Raw genomic sequence first — 20,697 nt, forward strand, 5'->3', positions numbered from 1 at the left:
CCGTGGCCCGCTACACTCTACGCCGACTACTTTTGATGATTCCTACCCTGCTGGGGATCATGCTACTCAACTTCATGATCGTTCAGGCCGCCCCCGGCGGGCCCATCGACCAGATGCTCGCGCGCTTCGAAGGCGCCGACGCCATGGCCAGCACGCGCCTGGACATGGGCGGCGCCGACGTCCAGGTCAATGACGACTCGCGCGGGGCGCGCGGTATCGACCCGCGCTTCATCGAGCAACTCGAGCAGCAGTTCGGCTTCGACAAGCCGGCTCACGAGCGCTTTCTTACCATGATGACGGACTACCTTCGTCTTGATTTCGGCACCAGCTTTTTTCGCGACCGCCCGGTCATCGACCTGATGGTCGAGCGCCTGCCGGTCTCGATTTCACTGGGCCTTTGGGCGACGCTGCTGGTTTATCTGGTGTCGATTCCGCTGGGCATTCGCAAGGCGTTGCATCACGGCTCGCGCTTCGATGTGTGGAGCTCGGGGCTGGTGATCGTCGGCTACGCGATCCCGGGCTTTCTGTTCGCTATCGTGCTGATCGTGATCTTTGCCGGCGGCAGCTACCTGGACTGGTTTCCGCTCAGGGGTCTCACCTCGCCCAACTTCGATGACCTCTCCCTCTGGGGCAAGGTGAAAGATTACTTCTGGCATATCACCTTGCCCGTCGTCGCCGCGGCCATCGGCAGCTTCGCTACGCTCACCATGCTGACCAAAAACAGTTTTTTGGACGAGATTCACAAGCAGTACGTGCTCACCGCCCGCGCCAAGGGCGCGGACGAGCGCCGTATTCTCTATGGCCACGTGTTTCGCAACGCCATGCTGATCATCATTGCCGGGCTGCCATCGGCGGTGATCGGTATCTTCTTTACCGGCGCGCTGCTGATCGAGGTGATTTTCTCCCTCGATGGGCTGGGCCTTTTGGGTTTCGAAGCGGTCATGCAGCGCGACTACCCGGTGATTTTCGGCACGCTTTTTCTGTACACCGTCATCGGGCTGATACTCAAACTGGTCTCTGATTTAACCTACATGTGGGTCGACCCCCGCATCGACTTCGCCACGCGGGAGGCGTAACGATGACCACGCCCTCTTCCCCGCGCTCTTCCCGCCTGTCCCCCATTACCCGGCGGCGCCTCGCGGCGTTCAAAGCCAACCGCCGCGCCCGGCTGTCGCTTTGGGTGTTCGGCGTGCTGTTCATTTTGAGCCTGGCCGCCGAGCTGGTCGCCAACGATAAGCCGCTGGTGCTGAAATATGAAGGCCAGTGGTATGCGCCGCTTTTGGTGGACTACCCGGAAACCGAATTCGGCGGCTTTCTGCCCACGCGCACGGACTACCTCGACCCGTTCATTCAAGGGCAAATCCAGGCGAACGGCTGGGCGCTATGGCCCGTGATCCCGTTCTCTTACCAAACCCTGGATATGCAGATGACCCGGCCGTCTCCAGCGCCGCCGGATCGCCGCCATTGGCTGGGCACCGACGACCAGGGACGCGACGTACTGGCGCGGGTCATCTACGGCTTTCGCCTCTCTGTGGCCTTTGCGCTGGTACTGACCACCGGCTCGATCGTCATGGGGGTGCTGGCCGGCGGCGTACAGGGCTACTTCGGTGGCAAGATAGATTTGATTGGCCAGCGCCTCACCGAGATATGGTCCGGGCTTCCGGTGCTGTTCTTGCTGATCATTCTCGCCAGTTTCGTGCAGCCGGGTTTTTGGTGGCTGTTGGGCATCATGCTGCTTTTCTCCTGGTTGGGACTGGTCGATATCGTACGCGCCGAGTTTCTGCGCGCGCGAAATTTGGAGTACGTGCGCGCGGCAAAAGCCATGGGGCTGCCTTCCAGGTTGATCATGTGGCGCCACGTATTGCCCAACGCCATGGTCGCCACCCTCACCTTCATCCCGTTTCTGTTTACCGGCGCCATCGGCACGCTCACCGCGCTCGATTTTCTCGGCTTTGGCCTGCCCCCGGGCGCACCGTCGCTTGGCGAACTGGCCGCCCAGGGCAAGAACAATCTGCACGCTCCCTGGCTGGGCATCACCGCGTTCATGACGCTGGCGGTCATGCTCTCGCTGCTCGTGTTCATCGGCGAGGGGCTGCGTGACGCCTTCGACCCCCGCCACGTAAGCCATAGCGCCACGCCCGCATCGGGAGCCCAACATGTCTGACCCGCTTTTTTGCCTCGAAAACTTCACCGTGGCCTTCGATGGCCAGCCGGTGGTGGACGGCCTCTCGCTTAGCGTCGGCCGGGGTGAGACGCTGGCGGTCGTGGGTGAATCCGGCTCGGGTAAGTCGGTGTCGGCGCTGGGCGCGCTTGGCCTGCTGCCCGCAAACGCCAGGGTGAGCGGCGGGCGCTGGCTGGAAACGACGGATTTGGCAAAGCAAGGCTCGCGCCAGTGGAACGCCATCCGCGGCAACCGCATCGGCTTCGTGTTCCAGGAGCCCATGACCTCACTGAACCCGCTGCACCGCATCGGCAAACAGCTTGGCGAAACCCTGCGCCTGCATCAGGGCCTTCGGGGCCAGGCCGCCCGGCGCCGCGCGAAGGCGCTTCTCGAGCAGGTCAAACTGCCCCGGGCCGAAGAGCTTTTGGACGTATGGCCGCATCAGCTCTCCGGCGGGCAGCGCCAGCGGGTGATGATCGCCATGGCGATCGCCAACAACCCGGCGCTATTGATCGCCGACGAACCGACCACCGCGCTGGATGTCACCGTACAGCAGGAGATACTCGCCCTACTAAAGGCGCTGCGCGACGAATACGGTATGGGGATGCTGTTCATCAGCCACGACCTGAACCTGGTACGCCGCTTCGCCGACCGGGTTTGCGTGATGAAGGATGGCCGTATCCAGGAGACCGGCACGGTGGTCGACGTATTTGAGCGCCCGCAAAGCGATTACACCAGGGCACTGATCGACGCCGAACCCGCTGGCCGGCCGGCGGCCATCGCCAATACCACGCCGCTTTTAAGCGCGCGCCAGCTCAAGGTAAGCTTCGCCCGCCCCGCTACCGGGCTTTTCCAGCGCAAACGGCCCGCTTTTGAAGCGGTAAAGGCGACAGATCTGAGCATCGCCCCCGGCGAGACGCTGGGCATCGTGGGCGAGTCGGGCTCGGGCAAGACGACGCTCGCCTCGGCCATCCTGCGCCTGGTGCCAAGCCAGGGCGAGATCGCACTGGGCGATACCCGGCTCGACACCCTGAGCGGCAACGCCTTGCGGCGCCAGCGCCGCCGGTTGCAAATGGTATTTCAGGACCCTTACGGGGCGCTGTCACCGCGCATGCCGGTGTTCGATATCGTCAGCGAAGGGCTGCGCTTTCATCACCCCGAGCTTAGCCCGGCAGAGGTCACCGCTCGCGTTCACCAAACCCTCGAGGAGGTGGGCCTGCCCGAGAGCTGCGCGGCCCGCTACCCCCACGAGTTCTCCGGTGGCCAGCGCCAGCGTATCGCGGTGGCCCGAGCCATCATCCTAGAGCCTGAGCTTTTAGTGCTCGACGAGCCCACCTCGGCGCTCGACCGTACGGTGCAAAAGCAGTTGATCACTCTTCTGCGCGAGCTACAGGCCAGGCGCCAGCTAAGCTATCTGTTCATCAGCCACGACCTGGCCGTGGTACGTGCCATGGCCCACCGCGTTATGGTGCTCAAGGAAGGCGAGGTGGTCGAACGCGGCCCCTGCCTCGAGGTGCTCGCCGCGCCACGCCACCCCTACACCCAAGCGCTGATCGAGGCCGCCAAACTCAGCCATTTTACTGAATGAACCTCCTCGCCGCTGCTTAACGAAAAGCACCAAGCCTTGCAGCTTGAGTCTTGTAATAAGATAACGGTATAAAATAGTTACCTCTGGAACAGTTTGAGGTGCAAGTACGCGCGTTTATGAAAACCGGCTATAAAAAAAAGCGCCCGTCAAGGGCGCTTGCTGGGGCATCGTAACGGCCTAGAACCTGGCGGCTTCTTCGGCGGTGAGTTCGCGCCACTCACCGGGGGCCAGGTCCTCGGGAAGCTCGATAGGACCAATGGCGTGACGGTGAAGCGACACCACCCGGTTGCCGAGCGCGCCGAACATGCGCTTTACCTGATGGTAGCGCCCTTCGGTCATGGTCAGCTTCGCTTGAGTGGGGCTGAGTAGCTCGAGCGTGGCCGGCGCGGTGGGCGTTTCGTCATCGTCCAGCAGAACGCCCTCGGCGATTTTCTCTACGGCGCGCTCGGCGGCGGCGCCCTCAAGCGGGTCGGCCAGTTCGGCGATGTACACCTTCGCGCAGCGGTGCTTGGGCGAGGTTACCCGGTGCGACCACTGGCCGTCATCGGTCAGCAGCAAAAGCCCGGTGGTGTCTACATCAAGGCGCCCGACCGGCTGCAGGCGCTCGGCCTTGGGCAGCTCGATCAAATCGACCGCGCGGGGGTAGAGCCCACGCCGGGCGGTACACTCGACCTCGGTCGGCTTATGCAGCATTACGTAGCGAAGCCCCACCAAAGCGAGTTTTTCGCCGTTTAACAGCACCTCGTCTTCGCGGGTGTCGAGCTGGGTCGAGGCCTGCTTGACCGGCGAGCCGTTCAAGGTGACCTCGCCGTTTTTAAGCGCGCGTTTGGCCAGACTGCGGGTAAGCGAGCTGGTTTCGCTGAGAAAACGATCAAGGCGCATTACTACTCCTGATAAAAGTTCGAAACGGTCGGCGTCCTGCCAGGCGGGAAATTTTTCACGAAACCCGTCGAGCTCCGCTTTGTCGAGGGTTCCAGTTTCGATGAAGGACGCGTCCCTGGGCCAGTCGATAAGCGGCTCGCCCTTGTAATCGACCAGCATCGAGTCGCCGCTGTAGGCCATGCCCTTGGCGTCTTCGCCCACCCGGTTCACGCCAATTACGTAAGCCAGGTTCTCGACGGCGCGGGCCTGAAGCAGCGTGCGCCAAGGATTCCGACGCGGGGCGGGCCAATTGGCCACGCATAAAAGCGCATCGTACTCGAAATGCTCGCCTTCGCCGGGCTGCTGGCGTGACCACACCGGAAAGCGCAAATCGTAACAAACGCTCAAAAGGATTTTGAAACCCTTGAGCTCGACGATCTTACGAGACGGGCCCATGGCGTAGCGCTCGTGCTCACCGGCCATGCGAAAAAGATGCCGCTTATCGTAGTGGTGAACCACGCCCTCGGGGGTCGCCCAAATCATGCGGTTGTAATACTCACCCTGATCGACGACCGCCACGCTGCCCGTCACGACACAGCCCCGGGCGCTGGCCTGTGCTTTTAGCCAGGCCACACTTTGGCTCTGCTCCATGGGCTGGGCCATTTCGCGGGAGTTCATGGTGAAGCCGGTGGCGAACATTTCCGGCAGGACAATGAGGTCAGTGTCGCGGCTATCGAGCTCGCCCAGCAGCTCTGCCAGATGGGCATGGTTGGCCGCCGGGTCCTCCCAGCGCAGATCGCACTGAACCAGGCTCGTTCTTAGCTCGGTCATGGTGCTTCTCCTTATCGTCCGGTGTATGTGAAGATTGTGTGATAGATTAACATTTTTCAATAATGAGGCTGCTATGCTTTCCCCGCCTGCTCGCGATCCTGAAGCTGTGAAAGGCGTTACCTTCGGCCTCACCGCCTACGTGCTGTGGGGCTGCTTTCCGCTCTACTTTGCGCTATTCGAGGGCGTGCCTGCCCCGGAAGTCTTGATTCACCGCATTCTGTGGTCCTGCATTTTTCTGGTCGGGGTGATTACGCTGCTCAAGCGCTGGGGGCCGGTGGTGAGTGCTCTGAAAGCGCCGCGACGGCTGGGGCGGGTATTGGTCTGTGCGGTGCTGATCGGGATCAACTGGGGGCTCTATATCTACGCGGTCGAAAGCCGCCAGGTGCTCCAGGCAAGCCTTGGCTATTTCTTGACGCCGCTGGTCAACGTGGCGCTTGGCGTACTGGTGCTGCGTGAAGTGATGGCGCGGCTTCAGGTGGTGGCGGTCGGGCTCGCCAGCATCGCCATTCTGATTCAGTTCTTTATGCTCGGCGAGCTGCCCTGGATCAGCCTGATGCTGGCACTAAGCTTTGGCAGCTACGGGCTTTTTCGCAAGCAGGTGCCGCTCGATGGCCTATCCGGGCTTTTCGTCGAGACATTGGTGCTCTTGCCCCTGGCGCTGTTGGCGCTGACCTGGCTTAGCCTGCAGGGGGAATCGCACTTTCTCGCCGATGCGCCGCTTAGCGTACTGCTCATGACCTGCGGTATAGCCACCACCCTGCCCCTGCTCGCCTTTGCCGGCGCCGCCCGGCGGCTGCGTCTGTCGACGCTCGGCTTTTTGATGTATATCAACCCAAGTATCCAGTTTTTGATCGCGCTCACCATCTTCAACGAGCCACTGGGTACGATTCAGCTCATTACCTTCGTCATCATTTGGCTGGGGCTGGCACTCTACTCATACTCCTCGTGGCAGTCACGCCCGCGTCATGAGGCAAGCTAGTCAGTTCTTCGCTACTCGGGGTGGCGGCGCTCTTTGTGCCGCTGGCCTCCGGGCGCTGTGGCGGGTAGCCCACCCGAAAGCCGCCCCAGTGCTTGCCGTTGATGAAAATAGGCACCGAAAGGTCGTGCATGATTTCGCCCGTGTCGCGCTTGTAGGTTTGCAGCAGCAGCGCCTGGGTATGCGCGCCGCAGCGTTTACCGGTCGGGTCGTCGAAGATGCGTTTGCTGCGACAGTACTTGAGATCGAAGGCGTAGTCGCCGGTCGGCGCGTGGCTCACTGCCGCGTTGTGGGTCGGCACATAGCCCTGGCGGTCGCAGGCAATCGCGTAGCTTACCCCGTGCAAGGCCAGTAGCGGCTCTTGTAACGCCGGCAAGTGTTGGTCGGTAAAGGTATCGAACCCGGTGCGGTAAAGCGCTGGATTGCTCCCCGCCACCTCCTCGTATCGGGTTTGAAAGAGCGCCTCGGCGGTGAGCTCATTTCGAGCGATAGCGCCTTCGAACAGCGCGCCGATTTGATCCGCCGTGTGGCGGGCCAGCGTGAAGACGTCCTGATGGCGCCCTTTCAAGCGCTGCTGGGCGAGTTCGCCGTCCACCTCCTCCGCCGCGGCCATCAAGGCGCGCGCCTGACCGGCCAGGTCGTGCATATTGCGGTTCCCCTCGTCCGCATCCGCTTCCAACTGGCGCAAACTCTCCGCGACCGTCTGGCTATGTCCTTTGGTACTCGCCATCGATTGGGCGACACCGGTGATTTCCTGCTGCACCTGGTCGAACTGCCGGGTAATCAACGCCATGCTCTCGCCAAGCCGGGTCATCCCTTCAGAGCGGTGGCGAACCCGGGCCATCAGGTGCTGCATCGTGCTCACCACCTGTTGGCCGCTTTGGTGCATATCCTTGACGAGCGTCTCGACGCTTTGGGTCGCTGTGGAGGTTTTGAGCGCCAGGCTGCGCACTTCCCCGGCCACGACGGCAAACCCGCGGCCGTGTTCTCCGGCCCGGGCAGCCTCGATCGAGGCGTTGAGGGAGAGCAAATGGGTCTGCTCGGCGATCTCTTCGATCATCGAGGTCACGCTACGCACCCGTTCTATCTTCGCGTTGAGCGCCGCTAGCATCTCGAGCGCCTCGTCCGAGCGCGCCGCTACATCGCTCATGTCGGTGACGATCTCGGTCAGCTCATCCCGGTTTTGGTGCCCCGCATCCCGCGCGCTTTCGGCTAGTGAAGCGACCTGAGCGGCGCTGGTACTGACCTGAACGATGGCGGCGTTGATCGCGCTGGTGCTGGTGGAGGCCTCCCGCGCCATGCGTTCTTGCTGGGCCAGGCGCTGATCCATCAGATCGGCGTAGTGGGAGACTTCCGCCGAGGCGATTGCCGTGCTGCTCGCCCGGCCCATTAGCCGATGCGCCATCGCCTTGAGCGAGGCGTAATCCTTGAGCGGTTTGATTCCCCGGGTACGGGCAAGGCGCTGCTGGTCAGCCAGGTAAACCGTATAAAGCGCCCCGGCGGTCAGCCCCGCTCCGCCAAGCAGTGCGCAAACCAGCGCCAGGTACGCCCAAGGCTCGCCTCGAATCACCAGCGGGATGGATAGCCCCAGTAGCAGCAAAGGCGCGAGAAGCCGGCATAGCCACATAAGCGGTACTCTTTTTTAGTGGATGTTATTTTTTTGTTTCTTTTAAGCAGGCTAACCTTGATGAGCGCCAAGTCGATGAGTTTACCCCCTTGCTGGCAGTAAAGGAGTAACACTTTGGGGGAACATATTGGTTATTTTTTTAGGCCATGCCGCCATGATCGCTATAACGCGTTAATATAACCATAGACCTGAACGCTCGACGGTTTAAAAGATACTTTGACGGCACGGAGCTTATGTTCAAGCGCTATTTCCCCATTTTGACGTGGCTACCCCATTATCATCGACGGCTTTTCAGCGCGGACCTGCTGGCCGGGTTGATCGTCACCATCATGGTGATTCCACAGTCGCTCGCCTACGCGCTGCTCGCCGGGCTCCCCGCCGTCGTCGGGCTCTATGCGAGCATCCTTCCCCAGCTTCTTTATGCCCTGATGGGCACCAGCCGCACCCTGGCGGTCGGGCCGGTGGCGATCATCGCCTTGATGACCGGCGCGGCGCTCTCAAGCGTCGCCGCGCCGGGGTCAGAGACCTACCTGGAGGCGGCGCTGGTGCTTTCGCTACTCTCCGGGTTGATACTAGTGGCCATGGGCGCACTGCGCATGGGATTTTTCAGCAACTTCCTGAGCCATCCGGTCATCTCCGGCTTTTTGACCGCCTCGGGCATTTTGATCGCCGCCAGCCAGTTGGGTAGCCTTCTGGGAATCGAAAGCAGCGGGTTCACGCTGGTCGAGCGCGTGAGAACGCTGTTCCCCCACCTCCCAACGATCAACCCGTATACCGCGGCTATCGGCATCGGCACACTGGTGTTTTTAGTGGCCATGCGCCGCTACGGTAAAAGCGCTTTCACGCGGCTTGGCCTGCCGCTGGGGCTTGCGGATTTGCTGACCAAGGCGGGGCCGGTATTCGCCGTCGTCATCACGACTCTTGCATGCTGGCATTGGGAGCTGGCAGCAAAAGGCGTGGCCGTGGTCGGCGCCATTCCTGGCGGGCTACCCGCGCTGAGCCTGCCGCTTGGCGACGGCGCGCTCTGGAAAGCGCTTTTGATACCGGCGCTGCTGATCAGCCTGGTGGGCTTCGTCGAATCGGTCTCCATGGGCCAGATGCTCGCCGCCAAGCGGCGCCAGCGGATTTCGCCGAATCAGGAATTGATCGGGCTGGGCGCGGCCAACCTGGCCGCAGGGGTCACCAGCGGCATGCCGGTCACCGGCGGGCTTTCGCGTACGGTGATCAATTTCGATGCCGGCGCGCAAACACCGGCTGCCGGGGCCTTTACCGCGCTGGGTATCGCTATCGTCACCCTGGCGTTTACCGGCTGGCTTTTCTATCTGCCCATTGCGACGCTTTCGGCCACCATCACGGTGTCGATTCTGACCCTGGTCGACATCCCCATGCTGCGCCAAACCTGGCGCTATTCGCGAAGCGATTTCGCGGCCATGGCGTTTACGATCTTGCTAACGCTGACCGAAGGTATCGAGGCCGGGATCATTGGCGGCGTGACGCTTTCCATTGCGCTGTTTCTATACCGCACCAGTCGTCCGCACAGCGCGCTGGTGGGCCGGGTACCCGACACCGAGCACTTTCGTAACATCGAGCGCCACGATGTCGAAGCCCCCCAGAATGCCGCCCTGCTACGTATCGATGAAAGTCTCTACTTCGCCAACGCGCGCTACCTCGAAGATACCGTCTACAATTTAGTGGCCAGCCGCCCGGAGATCGAACACGTGGTGCTGATCTGCTCGGCGGTCAACCTGATCGACGCCTCGGCGCTGGAGAGTCTGGACGCCATCAACGCGCGCCTGAAAGATTCCAACGTCAAACTTCATCTATCCGAGGTCAAGGGCCCGGTCATGGACCGGCTCAAACAGAGCGATTTTCTCGAGGCGCTCACCGGTCGCGTTTTTTTGAGTACCTATGCGGCGTGGCGTGAATTTTCCTAGCCACCTTTAAATCTACTCCCCTCGAAAGCCAGGCCATTGCCTTAATGCCGATCAGTTAAGGCTTTTGCCTATCCACAACGAGCGGTAAATCTATTGTAGCAGCGCGTTGCGCTGCGTCGCTGGCTAAAGCCTGCTCTTACGAGGGATGGGGCACGACTCCATTGTAGGAGCCCAATTCCATTGGGCGATGGCGGCGATAGCCGCCCTTCGGTGGCGACGGCACTTTTGGTTGCCATCATCACCAACCCCAGCAGCGCGTTGCGCTGCATCGCTGGCTGAAGCCTGCTCCTACAAGGGATGGATGCAAGATTTCGTTGTTGGGGAGCCCGCTTCAGCGGTGGCCCGACAATTCGGCGAATGGCGCCGTCAGGCGCCTTGGCCAAGCCACCCGTCGCGAGCTAAAGCTCCGTCCCACAGGTGATAGCCAAGCTTAACTGATCGGCATTAGGCCATTGCCTGGCTTTCAAGTCTCTAGTGACCCCATACCCAAGACACTTGATACAACGGCGTTGACATTTGTCTCGCCGCCTATCTACTATCAATTGAAAATTGCAAAACTAAATACCGCATAGCAAAACAAAAAGTAACGAAATGTAATTGTATTCCTACAAGCATAATAACGGAGCCCCTCAATGCGCTTACTCAATCAACGCCTGTTCACCGCTGCCTTACCCTTATCACTGCTGGTCGCGTCCTTGAGCCAAGCCAGTGACAGCGAATCCCCCGACATCGACCTGCCCAGCACTATGGCCTGGACGGCTTATGGCACCAACTCGAGCGGCTACGCCCAAGCCGTGGCGATCGGCAACATGCTGCAAAACGAGTACGGATCATCGGTGCGAGTACTGCCGGGCGAAAACGACGTCTCGAGAATGACGCCGCTGAAACAGGGGCGGGTCGACCTTTGCGCCTGCGGAATCGCAAGCTACTACGGCGCCGAAGGCGTGCTGATGTTCGCCGACCGCGACTGGGGTCCGCAGCCGATTCGAGTGATCACCACCTCTACTGCGTCCTTTGGTTTGTCGCTGGCGGTGGCTGGGGATCTGGACGTCGAAACGCCCGCCGACCTGAAAGGTAAGCGTATCGCCTACATTCGCGGGGACGATGCGCTCAACAAGGGCACCGAGGCGTATCTGGCCTTTGGCGGGCTGACCTGGGACGACGTCGAACGGGTGGACTACCCGGGCTACGCGCGCTCCTTCGACGGCATCATCGCCGGGGACGTGGACGCCTCCTTCACGACGACCGTTACGCCCCCCGCCCAGCAGCTCGCCAGCAGCCCACGGGGCATCAGTTGGCCCGTTCTGGATGCCGATGATGAAGCGGGCTGGGAGCGCATGGCCGCCGTCGCACCCTACTTCCGACCGCACGAAGTGACCGCAGGGGCCGGCGACATCAGCGCCGACAATCCCCTGGCGAGCGCCAGCTATCCCTACCCCATCGTGGTCGCCAACCAGGACCTGGAAGACAACGTGGCTTATGGGCTGATCCGGGCGCTGCAGGAAAACTACGACGACTACAAGGATAACGCACCCGGTGCCAACGGCTATGCACTGGAGTATCAGGATCTGGAGTGGGTAGTACCGTTTCACGATGCGGTCATCGAGTACTACAAGGAAATCGATGTGTGGACCGACGAGATGCAGGCCCATCAAGACCGGCTGGTAGAACGCCAGGACGTGCTATTGCAAGCCTGGGAGACGTTCATGCAGGACGCGCCCAGCGACGATGACGCCTTCACGACCGAGTGGATGAGCGCCCGCGCAAGCGCGTTGAACGACGCTGGTTTCGAGCCGATCTTCGAGTGACATGCCCCGGGGCGGTCTTCGCCGCCCCTGTCGATTGATGGAATCTCCTATGACCACCGATATCCCGCCTGCCGACAACAAGCAGGTAAAAGAGAAGATCAGCCAGATTCGCGAGCTTCCCGGCGTCCTTCGCTGGATACCCGCCACGGTGACGGTCATCCTGATGCTGATGACGCTGGACTACCTGTTCAATACGGGACTTTTGACCTTCGTGACCGGGCTCGAGACCCAATTCTATTACGCCGTGGTGGCGCTACTCCTGCCGCTGGTCTTTCTGCTCTGGCCCTTGAGTAGCCGCCAGCAGGAAAAGCCCATCCCATGGTACGACTACCTGCTGAGCGCCATCACGCTCGCGGTGGGGGGCTATTTCGTCTATAACGCCGTGCCCATCCTCGAGCGCGGCTGGGCCTTTTCCGCCCCGGACGTGGCCATCTACGCAAGCTACGCCTACTGGGTACTGATCATCGAAGCAGCCCGCCGGGCAGGCGGGCTGCCCATTGCCATCATCGCCGGCCTCTTTTCGCTTTATCCGCTGGTGGCCGACATCGTTCCCGGCCCGATTCAGGCCTTTCCTTCTACGCTTGAACAGACCGCCATGTATCACACCATGAGCACCGAAAGCATCATGGGCGTTCCGCTTCAAGCCTTTGCCGGGCTGGTCATCGGCTTTCTGGTCTTCGGCGTGGTGCTGCAGAAAAGCGGCGGTGGCAAGTTTTTCATCAACCTGGCGTTTGCACTACTGGGACATGTCCGCGGCGGGCCGGCCAAGGTGTCGATCTTTTCGAGCGGGCTGATGGGCTCGATGAGCGGCAGCGTAATCAGTAACGTGCTGACCACCGGCGTTCTGTCGATTCCCGCCATGCGGCGCATCGGCATGAGCCGCTCCTTTGCCGGGGGCGTCGAGGCCTGTGCGTCCACCGGCGGGGTCTTGATGCCACCGGTGATGGGCGCCACCGCCTTCGTCATGGCGATGTTTCTGGATATTCCCTACTCCGCCGTGGCCCTGGCCGCCGTCATTCCGTCGATTCTCTATTTTCTGGGTCTGTTCATTCAGATCGACGCTTACGCAGCGCGCAACGACATTCAGGGGCTGCCCGCCGTCGAGCTCCCTTCGCTGAAACAGACTCTCAAGGAGGGCTGGTACTTCATCTTCGTATTCGGCCTGCTGGTCTGGATGCTGCTGGTGATGCAACGCGAAGCCGTTGCGCCCTTCTACGCCACGGCCCTGCTGTTGGTACTCAACCAGCTTTCCAAACACAACCGCTGGGGCTGGTCGGACGTCACCGATACGCTCTCATCGGCGGCCAAGCTTTTCGCCGAGCTGATCGCGATTCTGGCAGGCGTCGGCATGCTGGTGGGCGCGCTTTCCATGACCGGCCTTTCCGGCACCATCGCCAATGACTTCATCAATATCGCCGGGGGCAGCGTACCGCTTCTACTGATAATGGGTGCGGTCACAAGCTTCGTGCTGGGTATCGGCATGACCGTCACCGCGGCCTACATCTTCCTGGCGGTCGCCCTGGCGCCGGCGTTGATCCAGGGCGGCGGTCTGGATCCGATGGCGGTGCACATGTTCATTCTGTACTGGGGCATGCTGAGCTTCATCACCCCGCCGGTGGCCCTCGGTGCCTTTGCCGCGGCCACGGTGGCCGGTGCCCGCCCCATGGCCACTGGCCTTCAGGCCATGCGCCTGGGCAGCGTGATCTACTTCATTCCTTTCCTGTTCGTGCTCAATCCGGCGCTGATCATGCAGGGCGCGCCGCTTCTGATCGTGGCCGTGTTCGTCCAGGCGGTCGTGGGCATCATCTTGTTTGCCTCGGCGATGCAGGGCTATCTCATGGGCGTGGGAAGACTCGGCTACGGTATCGTGCAGGAGAGCGTCATTCGTACGCTGGTGCTGGTGGCAGGGCTTTTACTGGCACTGCCCGGCGGTGGCTTGGTGCCGCTTAGCCAGCTCGAGCTGATGGGTCTAGCGCTGGCCGCGCTGATACCCGGTGTACTGTTGGCGCGCTTTTGTAAGCGACGCCATGGGTCCGCCACCCACGCCGCTTGACCCACAAAACGGACAACGAGAATACAATGCGTAAAACAACAACTCTTTCCCTCGCTATCGGCGCCGTGGCCGCCGGTTTTCTGCTCGCCGGCTCCGCTTCGGCCATGCCGGCGACCCTGAACTGGACCTCCTACGGTACGGGGACCAGCGCCAACGCGCAGATCATGGCCATCAGCCAGCTTTTGCAAAACGAATATGGTACCCAGTCCCGGGTTATTCCTGGCGAAAACGACACCATGCGCATGACCCCGCTCAAGACCGGCCGGGTGGATCTTTGTGCCTGCGGCATCGCCAGCTACTACGGCGCCGAAGGCGTGATGATGTTCGCCCGACCCGACTGGGGACCGCAGCCGATTCGCGTGATTACTACCTCGATGGCGGGCTTTGGGCTCGGTATGGCGGTGGCCGGGGATGTGCAGGTCGACACCCTGGCCGACCTGGAAGGCAAGCGACTGGCCTACCTGCGCGGCGATGACGCCTTGAACAAGGCCGCCGAGGCTTATCTGGCGTTCGCCGGCCTGACCTGGGACGACGTCGAACGAGTGGACTTTCCCGGCTACAACGCCGCCTTCGACGGCATCATCAGCGGCCGTGCCGATGCAGCCATCACCACCACCGTCACCCCCGCCTCACAGCGTCTGGCCGCAAGCCCGAGGGGGCTTCAGTGGCCCGCCCTTCCCGTAGAAGATGAGGCGGGCTGGTCAAGAATGCTCGCGGTCGCGCCCTACTTTCAGCCCCACCAGATCACCTCCGGCGCCGGTATCGATCCGGACTCGCCGCTTGCAAGCGCCAGCTACCCCTACCCGATCGTGGTGAGTAATGCGGATCTCGAGGACACGACCGTTCAGGGGCTGATCACGACGATGGTGGCGTCCTTCGACGACTACAAAAATAATGCGCCCGGCGCCAGCGGCTACGCGCTTGAAAACCAGAACATGACCTGGGTGATCCCGTTTCACGACGCCGTGGTCGACTACTATCGCGAGCGCGGCCTCTGGACCGACGCGATGCAGGCGCACCAGAACGCCCTGGTCGAGCGCCAGACGCTGTTGCTGGAAACCTGGGAGAACTACAAGGCGGATGCCCCGACCCAGGAGCAAGCATTCATCGACGGCTGGATGGCCGAGCGGCGCACGGCCCTGGAAGATGCCGGGTTGGATCCGGTCTTCTGAACCGCATGAGAGCCGAATCGACGCAAATTCCGCAAAGCGAAATCACATTTCGTTTTATTGACTAAGTTCCCCTCTTTAGACATGATCGGGGAAATCATTAGTGAATCTAAACTTTCCCATGCTCAAAAGTGAGTAAGCCATGACCGTCTCGTACCAGCGCCAGGGTGATATCGGCGTTATCGAAATTTCCAACCCGCCCGTCAACGCCTTGGGTCACGCCGTGCGAAGTGGCCTGGTCGACGCGCTCGAGGAAGGCATCGCCGATCCGCAGACCCAGGCTCTGGTGCTGCTGGCAAGCGGACGCACCTTTATCGCGGGGGCGGATATTCGCGAATTCGGCAAGCCCTCTCAGCCCCCGATACTTCCCGAGGTGGTAAACGAACTCGAGGCAAGCCCGAAGCCACTCATCGCCGCCTTGCACGGCACCGCACTTGGCGGCGGGCTGGAAGTGGCGCTTTGCTGTCATTACCGGGTCGCCCTGAAAGGCACGCGCGTCGGCCTGCCGGAGGTCAAGCTTGGCCTTCTACCCGGCGCCGGCGGGACCCAGCGCCTGCCGCGTTTGACCGGCGTGGCGCGGGCGCTGGACATCATCACCAGCGGACGCTTCATAAGCGACGAAGAGGCCCTTGAAGCGGGCATCATCGATGCCGTAAGCGATGCCAAAACGCCGCTGGAAGCTGGACTGACGGCCGCTCAAGAGATCCTGGCCGGCCACGCCAAGGCGCGCATCACCGGCGAGCTGCCCGCCCCGCCACCCGACCCCGAGGCCATTACGGCGACCCGGACGCGCCTTGAGCAGGAGGTACCCGGGCTTTTTTCACCGTTTCGTATCGTCGAGGCCATCGAGGCATGCATAACGTCAGTATCGATTCGAGAGGGTCTCGACCGCGAGCGAGCGCTTTTCATGGAGTGCATGGAATCGCCTCAGCGAGCCGGGCTGATTCACTTGTTCTTCGCCGCGCGCAGCCCGCACCAGGTGCCAGATGTCGAAAACGCCGAATCGTTCAAGCGCCTCGCCTTGATCGGCGAGCACCCGCTGTTCGAGAAGCTTCAGGCGGCCGCGCCGCGGGCCGGGCTCGAGATTGCCGACACCCCGAACGCGGACACCGAGCTTTGCATCCTCGCCCCCGACACCCCGGCTGCCGACTGCCCGGCAGGTGCCCACTGCCTGACGCTACAGACCCTCGGTCACGGCGATGACAGCGCTACGCTGAGCCTGGTGCTTACCGAAAACGGCCCCTTCAACGAGCTGGTCAACCGCGGCGTCGACGCCCTGACTCAACAACGCGTCGCGCTCACGCTGAAAGCGCTGCGCCAGAACGTGGTGGCCACCCGGAAACGAAGCCTTCTGGACACGCTCAGCGCCGCCGCGCAACACGCAGACGACGCCCAGTCGGCGCTCGAAGCCGCAAGCCTTGAGATCGTCGAGCGCGGCGAATGCTACCGGGAAAGCGATATCGACCTGCTGGCCGTGGAGGCGCTGAACTACCCGCGCCATCTAGGCGGGCCGCATCGCCAGGCCACGCTTGGCACAAAGGAATCCTGACCATGAATCTCACTTTCAGCCCCGAAGAACAGGGCTTTCGCAGCGAGGTGCGCGCGTTCCTCGCCGACGCCTTACCCAACGATATTCGCGAGCGCGTGCGCCTGGGGCGCCAGCTGCGCGCCGACGATCACCTGCGCTGGCAGAACATTCTCAGTCAACAGGGCTGGCTTGCTTCCAACTGGCCCGTCGAGCACGGCGGTCCGGGCTGGGGGCCGGTACAGCGCCATATCTTCGACGAGGAGTGCGCCGCCGCTCATGCGCCGACCGTCGTGCCCTTCGGCGTCAACATGGTGGCGCCGGTCATCATGAAGTTCGGCACCCCCGAACAGCAAGAACGCTACCTGCCGCGCATTCTCGACAACCGAGACTGGTGGTGCCAGGGCTACTCGGAGCCCGGCGCCGGCTCGGATCTGGCGAGCCTTAATGCCCGCGCCGTCCGTGAGGGCGATCACTACATCGTCAACGGTCAGAAGACCTGGACCACCCTCGGCCAGCACGCCAACATGCTGTTCTGCCTGGTACGCACCGACCCAGCTGCCAAAAAGCAGGCCGGCATCACTTTTCTGCTGATCGACATGCAGACCCCGGGCATCACGGTGCGCCCGATCGTAACGCTGGACGGTGCCCATGAAGTGAACGAAGTCTTTCTGGATAACGTTCGCGTACCGGTCGAGAACCGTGTGGGCGAAGAGGGTCAAGGCTGGACCTGCGCCAAGTTCCTGCTCACTCATGAGCGCACCGGCATCGCAGGGCTTGGCCACGCCAAACAGGCGCTTCGCCACCTGAAATCACTGGCGAGCCGCGTCGAGCACCGCGGCAAGCCCTTGTTGGAGCTGCCGAGCTTTCGCCAACGCGTGGTCAAGGCCGAACTCGAACTCATGGCGCTGGAAGTGACCAACCTGCGCGTGATCGCCGCCGCCCGCGATGGCGGCGCCCCGGGCGCGGAAAGCTCGCTTCTGAAGGTGCGTGGCTCGGAACTTCGCCAGGAACTCAGCGAGCTGACCCGGCGGGCGCTCGGCCCGGCGGCGGTGGCGTTCTTCCCCGACTTTCTCTATCGCGACGAACCGCTGGACGAGGCGTATGCCCAGAGTGCGGCGGCAAGCGGTCAATATTTCAACCGGCGCAAGCTTTCCATCTACGGCGGCGCCAATGAAATACAAAAAGGCATCGTCGCCAAAACCATTCTCGGCATGTAAGGGGGTCCCATGGATTTTGCTTTGACCGACGAACAACGCATGCTCGAAGAGACATTGACCCGCTTGGTGGCCGATCGCGTCTCTCCGGAGCAGCGGCGCGCCATGCTGGCCAAGCCCTCCGAGGGCGCGCGTACCACCCTCTGGCAGACTTTCGCCGAGCTCGGCCTTCTGCATATGCCCTTCAGCGAAGAGGCGGGCGGGCTTGGCGGTGACGGGACTGACCTGATGATCATCCTTCAGGCGCTGGGCCGGGGGCTTGTGCCAGAACCCTACTTGTTCGCCTTGGTGCTGCCTGGCCAGCTGCTGGCACTGACTGCCAACGGCGAGCAGCAAAACCGCTGGCTTGCGCCGCTGCTCGAAGGCGAGCACCAGTTGGCGCTCGGTTGGCAGGAGGTCGCCGCCCGTTACGACGCGCGGGCAATCACCACCCACGCTCGCCAGATAGATGGCCAGTGGTGTCTTGACGGCCGAAAGGACCTGGTCATGAACCTGGACGCCGCCGCCGCGACACTGGTTACCGCAAAACTTGAAAGCGGCAAGTTGGGGCTGTTCCTGGTGCCCGCGGATACCGCCGGTGCCCACACCTTTACCTATCAGACCATGGACGAGCAGAGCGCCGGGGACCTGACCCTGGATAACGTCATGCTGGCCCCAGCGTACTGCCTGAGCGAAGACGCCGAGAGCGTGCTTGATGAGACGCTCGCAATCGGCCGTGCCGGGCTCTGCGCCCAGGCGATCGGTGCCATGGAGACCGCCTGCGACCAGACGCTTGCCTACCTCAAGGAACGCAAACAGTTCGGTATGCCTCTGGCGACGTTTCAGGCGCTGCAGCACCGCATGGTGGATATGCACCTGCATCTGGAACAGTCCCGCTCCATGGCGATTCTGGCGGCGACCAGCCTTTCACTGTCACCGCTGGATCGCGACGTCAAGATCGCCGCGGCCAAAGCCTATTGCGGCGAGTCAGCACGCTTTATCGCCGAACAGGCCATTCAGCTTCACGGCGCAATGGGGATGACCGAAGAGTGCTATGTAACCGCCTACGCCAGACATCTAGTGATGTTCGATCATTATCTGGGGGATAGCGATCATCATCTTGAAACCGTCAGCGAGCACCTGAGCGCCGCCTGAGGAGCCCCTTTTTATGTCATTAAGCAATTACGAATCTTCACAGTCCCCTTCAGCGTCACCCACCACCAACGCCGTTACCATCAGCGCCGTGGAAGGCGGTGTTGTCGAGGTGGTCATCAATCGGCCGAACGTACGTAATGCTTTGAGTGAGGAGACCGCCCTGGCGCTCAACGATGCGCTGATGAACGTTGCGAAGAACCCGCAGGTGCGCTGCGTTATCCTGCACGGTGAAGGGAGCGCCTTTTGTGCGGGCGCCGATCTTGGCGAGTTCGAGAAATCCAACGCCCAACCGGCGAGCGAGCGCCTGGCCAAGCTCTTTTTGCCTGCCCTCAAAAGCCTGATGGGTATGGAAAAGCCGGTCATTGCCGCGGTCAGCGGGGCGGCCGCCGGTATCGGGGTTTCCTACGTGCTTTCGAGCGATATGGTGATCATGGGCCGTTCGGCTTACCTGAAGCTTGCCTTCATCAATATCGGCCTGATTCCTGATGGCGGTGCCAGCTGGCACCTGGTACGTAAACTGGGCCATGCACAAGCCTTCGAGATGGCCGCACTCGCGACCCCCATCGATGCCGAGCGCTGTCAGGCGCTAGGCCTTGCCAACCGTGTCGTGGAAGACGACGAGGTGGTAGCAAAAGCCCGCTCGCTTGCCGACCAGCTGGTCGGACAACCGGCTCATGCGCTGGCAGCGACCAAACGCGCGCTGCGCGATGGCGCCGGGCTTTCGCTGGATGAAACCATGCAACTCGAGGGCAAACTGCAGGATGAGTGCAAGACCTCCGACGAGTTCAAGGAGCGTCTTGCCGCCTTTCGTCAAAGTCGGCGCAAGTAATTCAGCGCCGTCTGATAATCCTTGTGCAGCGTGGCCACTTCATCGGCCACGCTTTCAAGCGAGTGAATGGCTCCAACCCCCTGCCCGGCCCCCCAGATATCCCGCCACGCCTTTGATTTGCTGCTGCCCCCGGAGCCGTAGCGCATCGCGCTCTTGTCGCCTTCGGGCAGCGCGTTCGGATTCAGCCCCGCCTCCTCGATGCTCTGGCGCAGATAGTTGCCGTGCACGCCGGTAAACAGGTTGGTATAGACGATATCCCCCGCCGCTGCGTCCAGCACCATCTGCTTGTAGGCCGGCTCGGCGTTGGCTTCCCGGGTAGCGATAAAACGGGTTCCCATGTACACCATATCGGCGCCCATCGCCTGGGCCGCGACGATCTGTTCACCCTTGGTGATCGCCCCGGCCAACACCAAGGGGCCGTCGAAAAACGCCCGCACCTCGGCTACGAAGGCGAACGGATTCAGTCGACCGGCGTGGCCGCCGGCGCCCTGGCATACCAGGATCAGGCCATCGACCCCAGCGTCCACGGCTTTTCGGGCGTGGCGCAACGTGGTCACATCGTGAAAGACGCGCCCACCGTAGGCATGCACCTGTTCGACCACCTGGTTCGGCGCGTGCAGGCTGGTAATCACCAGCGGCACCTCGAACTCGGCGCACAGCGCGATATCGTGATCGAGGCGGTCATTGGTGGGATGCACGATCTGGTTGACCGCAAATGGCGCCGCCGGTGCGTCGGGATGGTCTTGATCGTACTGCGCCAGACGCCCGGTAATCTCCTTAAGCCAGACGCGAAGCGTCTCGGCCGGACGGGCATTGAGCGCGGGGAATGCACCGATGATGCCTGCCTGGCACTGGGCAATGACAAGCTCGGGCCCGGAGACGATGAACATGGGAGAGCCGATGATCGGCAGGTTCAATGAATCGGTGAGAGAGTTGAGCATGAGGGGACCTGCTCTATTAGTGTCGAAACGAATGAACGCGATA

Annotated in this window: 15 protein-coding genes and 1 pseudogene; 12 read left to right on the plus strand and 4 right to left on the minus strand. The window is 62.0% G+C overall.

What is annotated here, in order from left to right:
* Window positions 1-2: 2 nt before the first annotated feature.
* Genes ACWHXT_RS09360 through ACWHXT_RS09370 form a run of 3 tightly spaced genes read left to right on the plus strand, consistent with a single transcriptional unit; the run spans window position 3 to window position 3,749 of the window.
* Complete coding sequence (locus ACWHXT_RS09360) at window positions 3-1,076, plus strand: microcin C ABC transporter permease YejB (protein WP_447955642.1); 1,074 nt, start codon at window positions 3-5, stop codon at window positions 1,074-1,076.
* A gap of 2 nt (window positions 1,077-1,078) precedes the next feature.
* The gene (locus ACWHXT_RS09365) at window positions 1,079-2,164 is read left to right on the plus strand and encodes an ABC transporter permease (RefSeq protein ID WP_447955643.1); all 1,086 of its coding nucleotides are present in this window, start codon (window positions 1,079-1,081) and stop codon (window positions 2,162-2,164) included.
* Window positions 2,157-3,749: an ABC transporter ATP-binding protein gene (locus tag ACWHXT_RS09370; RefSeq protein WP_447955644.1), complete on the plus strand. Its 1,593-nt coding sequence runs from the start codon at window positions 2,157-2,159 to the stop codon at window positions 3,747-3,749. Before ACWHXT_RS09365 ends, ACWHXT_RS09370 begins: the two co-directional genes overlap by 8 nt.
* A gap of 177 nt (window positions 3,750-3,926) precedes the next feature.
* On the opposite strand, the gene ACWHXT_RS09375 is transcribed toward ACWHXT_RS09370, so the two are convergent.
* On the minus strand, window positions 3,927-4,631 hold the full coding sequence (locus ACWHXT_RS09375; RefSeq protein WP_447958025.1) for a pseudouridine synthase: 705 nt from the start codon (window positions 4,629-4,631) through the stop codon (window positions 3,927-3,929).
* Window positions 4,632-4,634: 3 nt separating this feature from the next.
* Window positions 4,635-5,441: pseudogene (locus ACWHXT_RS09380) on the minus strand (amidohydrolase); the annotation flags it as partial.
* A gap of 73 nt (window positions 5,442-5,514) precedes the next feature.
* Between ACWHXT_RS09380 and rarD the strand changes: the two are divergent.
* Window positions 5,515-6,420, plus strand: coding sequence for an EamA family transporter RarD (gene rarD / locus ACWHXT_RS09385; RefSeq protein WP_447955645.1), 906 nt, complete (start codon window positions 5,515-5,517; stop codon window positions 6,418-6,420).
* On the opposite strand, the gene ACWHXT_RS09390 is transcribed toward rarD, so the two are convergent.
* On the minus strand, window positions 6,350-8,044 hold the full coding sequence (locus ACWHXT_RS09390; RefSeq protein ID WP_447926125.1) for a methyl-accepting chemotaxis protein: 1,695 nt from the start codon (window positions 8,042-8,044) through the stop codon (window positions 6,350-6,352). The genes rarD and ACWHXT_RS09390 overlap by 71 nt on opposite strands.
* A 233-nt stretch (window positions 8,045-8,277) precedes the next feature.
* On the opposite strand from ACWHXT_RS09390, the gene ACWHXT_RS09395 reads away from it, so the two are divergent.
* From ACWHXT_RS09395 to ACWHXT_RS09430, 8 genes are all read left to right on the plus strand, one after another.
* Window positions 8,278-9,978 carry a SulP family inorganic anion transporter gene (locus tag ACWHXT_RS09395; RefSeq protein WP_447955646.1) on the plus strand — a complete coding sequence of 567 codons (1,701 nt, stop codon included), beginning with the start codon at window positions 8,278-8,280 and terminating at the stop codon, window positions 9,976-9,978.
* 632 nt (window positions 9,979-10,610) lie between these two features.
* The gene (locus tag ACWHXT_RS09400) at window positions 10,611-11,786 is read left to right on the plus strand and encodes a TAXI family TRAP transporter solute-binding subunit (protein ID WP_447955647.1); all 1,176 of its coding nucleotides are present in this window, start codon (window positions 10,611-10,613) and stop codon (window positions 11,784-11,786) included.
* A gap of 49 nt (window positions 11,787-11,835) precedes the next feature.
* Window positions 11,836-13,839 (plus strand): TRAP transporter permease, encoded by a 2,004-nt coding sequence (locus ACWHXT_RS09405; protein WP_447955648.1) that lies wholly within the window; start codon window positions 11,836-11,838, stop codon window positions 13,837-13,839.
* Between the two features lie 26 nt (window positions 13,840-13,865).
* Window positions 13,866-15,011: a TAXI family TRAP transporter solute-binding subunit gene (locus tag ACWHXT_RS09410; protein WP_447955649.1), complete on the plus strand. Its 1,146-nt coding sequence runs from the start codon at window positions 13,866-13,868 to the stop codon at window positions 15,009-15,011.
* 139 nt (window positions 15,012-15,150) lie between these two features.
* Window positions 15,151-16,557 (plus strand): enoyl-CoA hydratase/isomerase family protein, encoded by a 1,407-nt coding sequence (locus tag ACWHXT_RS09415; protein WP_447955650.1) that lies wholly within the window; start codon window positions 15,151-15,153, stop codon window positions 16,555-16,557.
* A gap of 2 nt (window positions 16,558-16,559) precedes the next feature.
* Window positions 16,560-17,753, plus strand: a complete 1,194-nt coding sequence (locus tag ACWHXT_RS09420) for an acyl-CoA dehydrogenase family protein (protein ID WP_447955651.1) — start codon at window positions 16,560-16,562, stop codon at window positions 17,751-17,753.
* A gap of 9 nt (window positions 17,754-17,762) precedes the next feature.
* Window positions 17,763-18,884: an acyl-CoA dehydrogenase family protein gene (locus ACWHXT_RS09425; protein WP_447955652.1), complete on the plus strand. Its 1,122-nt coding sequence runs from the start codon at window positions 17,763-17,765 to the stop codon at window positions 18,882-18,884.
* A gap of 13 nt (window positions 18,885-18,897) precedes the next feature.
* Complete coding sequence (locus ACWHXT_RS09430; RefSeq protein WP_447955653.1) at window positions 18,898-19,713, plus strand: enoyl-CoA hydratase/isomerase family protein; 816 nt, start codon at window positions 18,898-18,900, stop codon at window positions 19,711-19,713.
* Here the strand turns inward: ACWHXT_RS09430 and ACWHXT_RS09435 are convergent.
* Entirely contained in the window at window positions 19,695-20,654 is a 960-nt protein-coding gene (locus ACWHXT_RS09435; protein WP_447955654.1) for an NAD(P)H-dependent flavin oxidoreductase, read from the minus strand. The genes ACWHXT_RS09430 and ACWHXT_RS09435 overlap by 19 nt on opposite strands.
* Window positions 20,655-20,697 lie beyond the last annotated feature (43 nt).

Source organism: Vreelandella halophytica (assembly GCF_968193635.1).

Bases quoted from the DNA above. Each gene is read 5' to 3' on its own strand.
- ACWHXT_RS09420 (WP_447955651.1), top strand. From the start codon at position 16,560: ATGAATCTCACTTTCAGCCCCGAAGAACAGGGCTTTCGCAGCGAGGTG.
- ACWHXT_RS09410 (WP_447955649.1), top strand. From the start codon at position 13,866: ATGCGTAAAACAACAACTCTTTCCCTCGCTATCGGCGCCGTGGCCGCC.
- ACWHXT_RS09395 (WP_447955646.1), top strand. From the start codon at position 8,278: ATGTTCAAGCGCTATTTCCCCATTTTGACGTGGCTACCCCATTATCAT.
- ACWHXT_RS09425 (WP_447955652.1), top strand. From the start codon at position 17,763: ATGGATTTTGCTTTGACCGACGAACAACGCATGCTCGAAGAGACATTG.
- ACWHXT_RS09405 (WP_447955648.1), top strand. From the start codon at position 11,836: ATGACCACCGATATCCCGCCTGCCGACAACAAGCAGGTAAAAGAGAAG.
- ACWHXT_RS09430 (WP_447955653.1), top strand. From the start codon at position 18,898: ATGTCATTAAGCAATTACGAATCTTCACAGTCCCCTTCAGCGTCACCC.
- ACWHXT_RS09365 (WP_447955643.1), top strand. From the start codon at position 1,079: ATGACCACGCCCTCTTCCCCGCGCTCTTCCCGCCTGTCCCCCATTACC.
- rarD (WP_447955645.1), top strand. From the start codon at position 5,515: ATGCTTTCCCCGCCTGCTCGCGATCCTGAAGCTGTGAAAGGCGTTACC.
- ACWHXT_RS09375 (WP_447958025.1), bottom strand. From the start codon at position 4,631: ATGCGCCTTGATCGTTTTCTCAGCGAAACCAGCTCGCTTACCCGCAGT.
- ACWHXT_RS09390 (WP_447926125.1), bottom strand. From the start codon at position 8,044: ATGTGGCTATGCCGGCTTCTCGCGCCTTTGCTGCTACTGGGGCTATCC.
- ACWHXT_RS09415 (WP_447955650.1), top strand. From the start codon at position 15,151: ATGACCGTCTCGTACCAGCGCCAGGGTGATATCGGCGTTATCGAAATT.
- ACWHXT_RS09370 (WP_447955644.1), top strand. From the start codon at position 2,157: ATGTCTGACCCGCTTTTTTGCCTCGAAAACTTCACCGTGGCCTTCGAT.
- ACWHXT_RS09435 (WP_447955654.1), bottom strand. From the start codon at position 20,654: ATGCTCAACTCTCTCACCGATTCATTGAACCTGCCGATCATCGGCTCT.
- ACWHXT_RS09400 (WP_447955647.1), top strand. From the start codon at position 10,611: ATGCGCTTACTCAATCAACGCCTGTTCACCGCTGCCTTACCCTTATCA.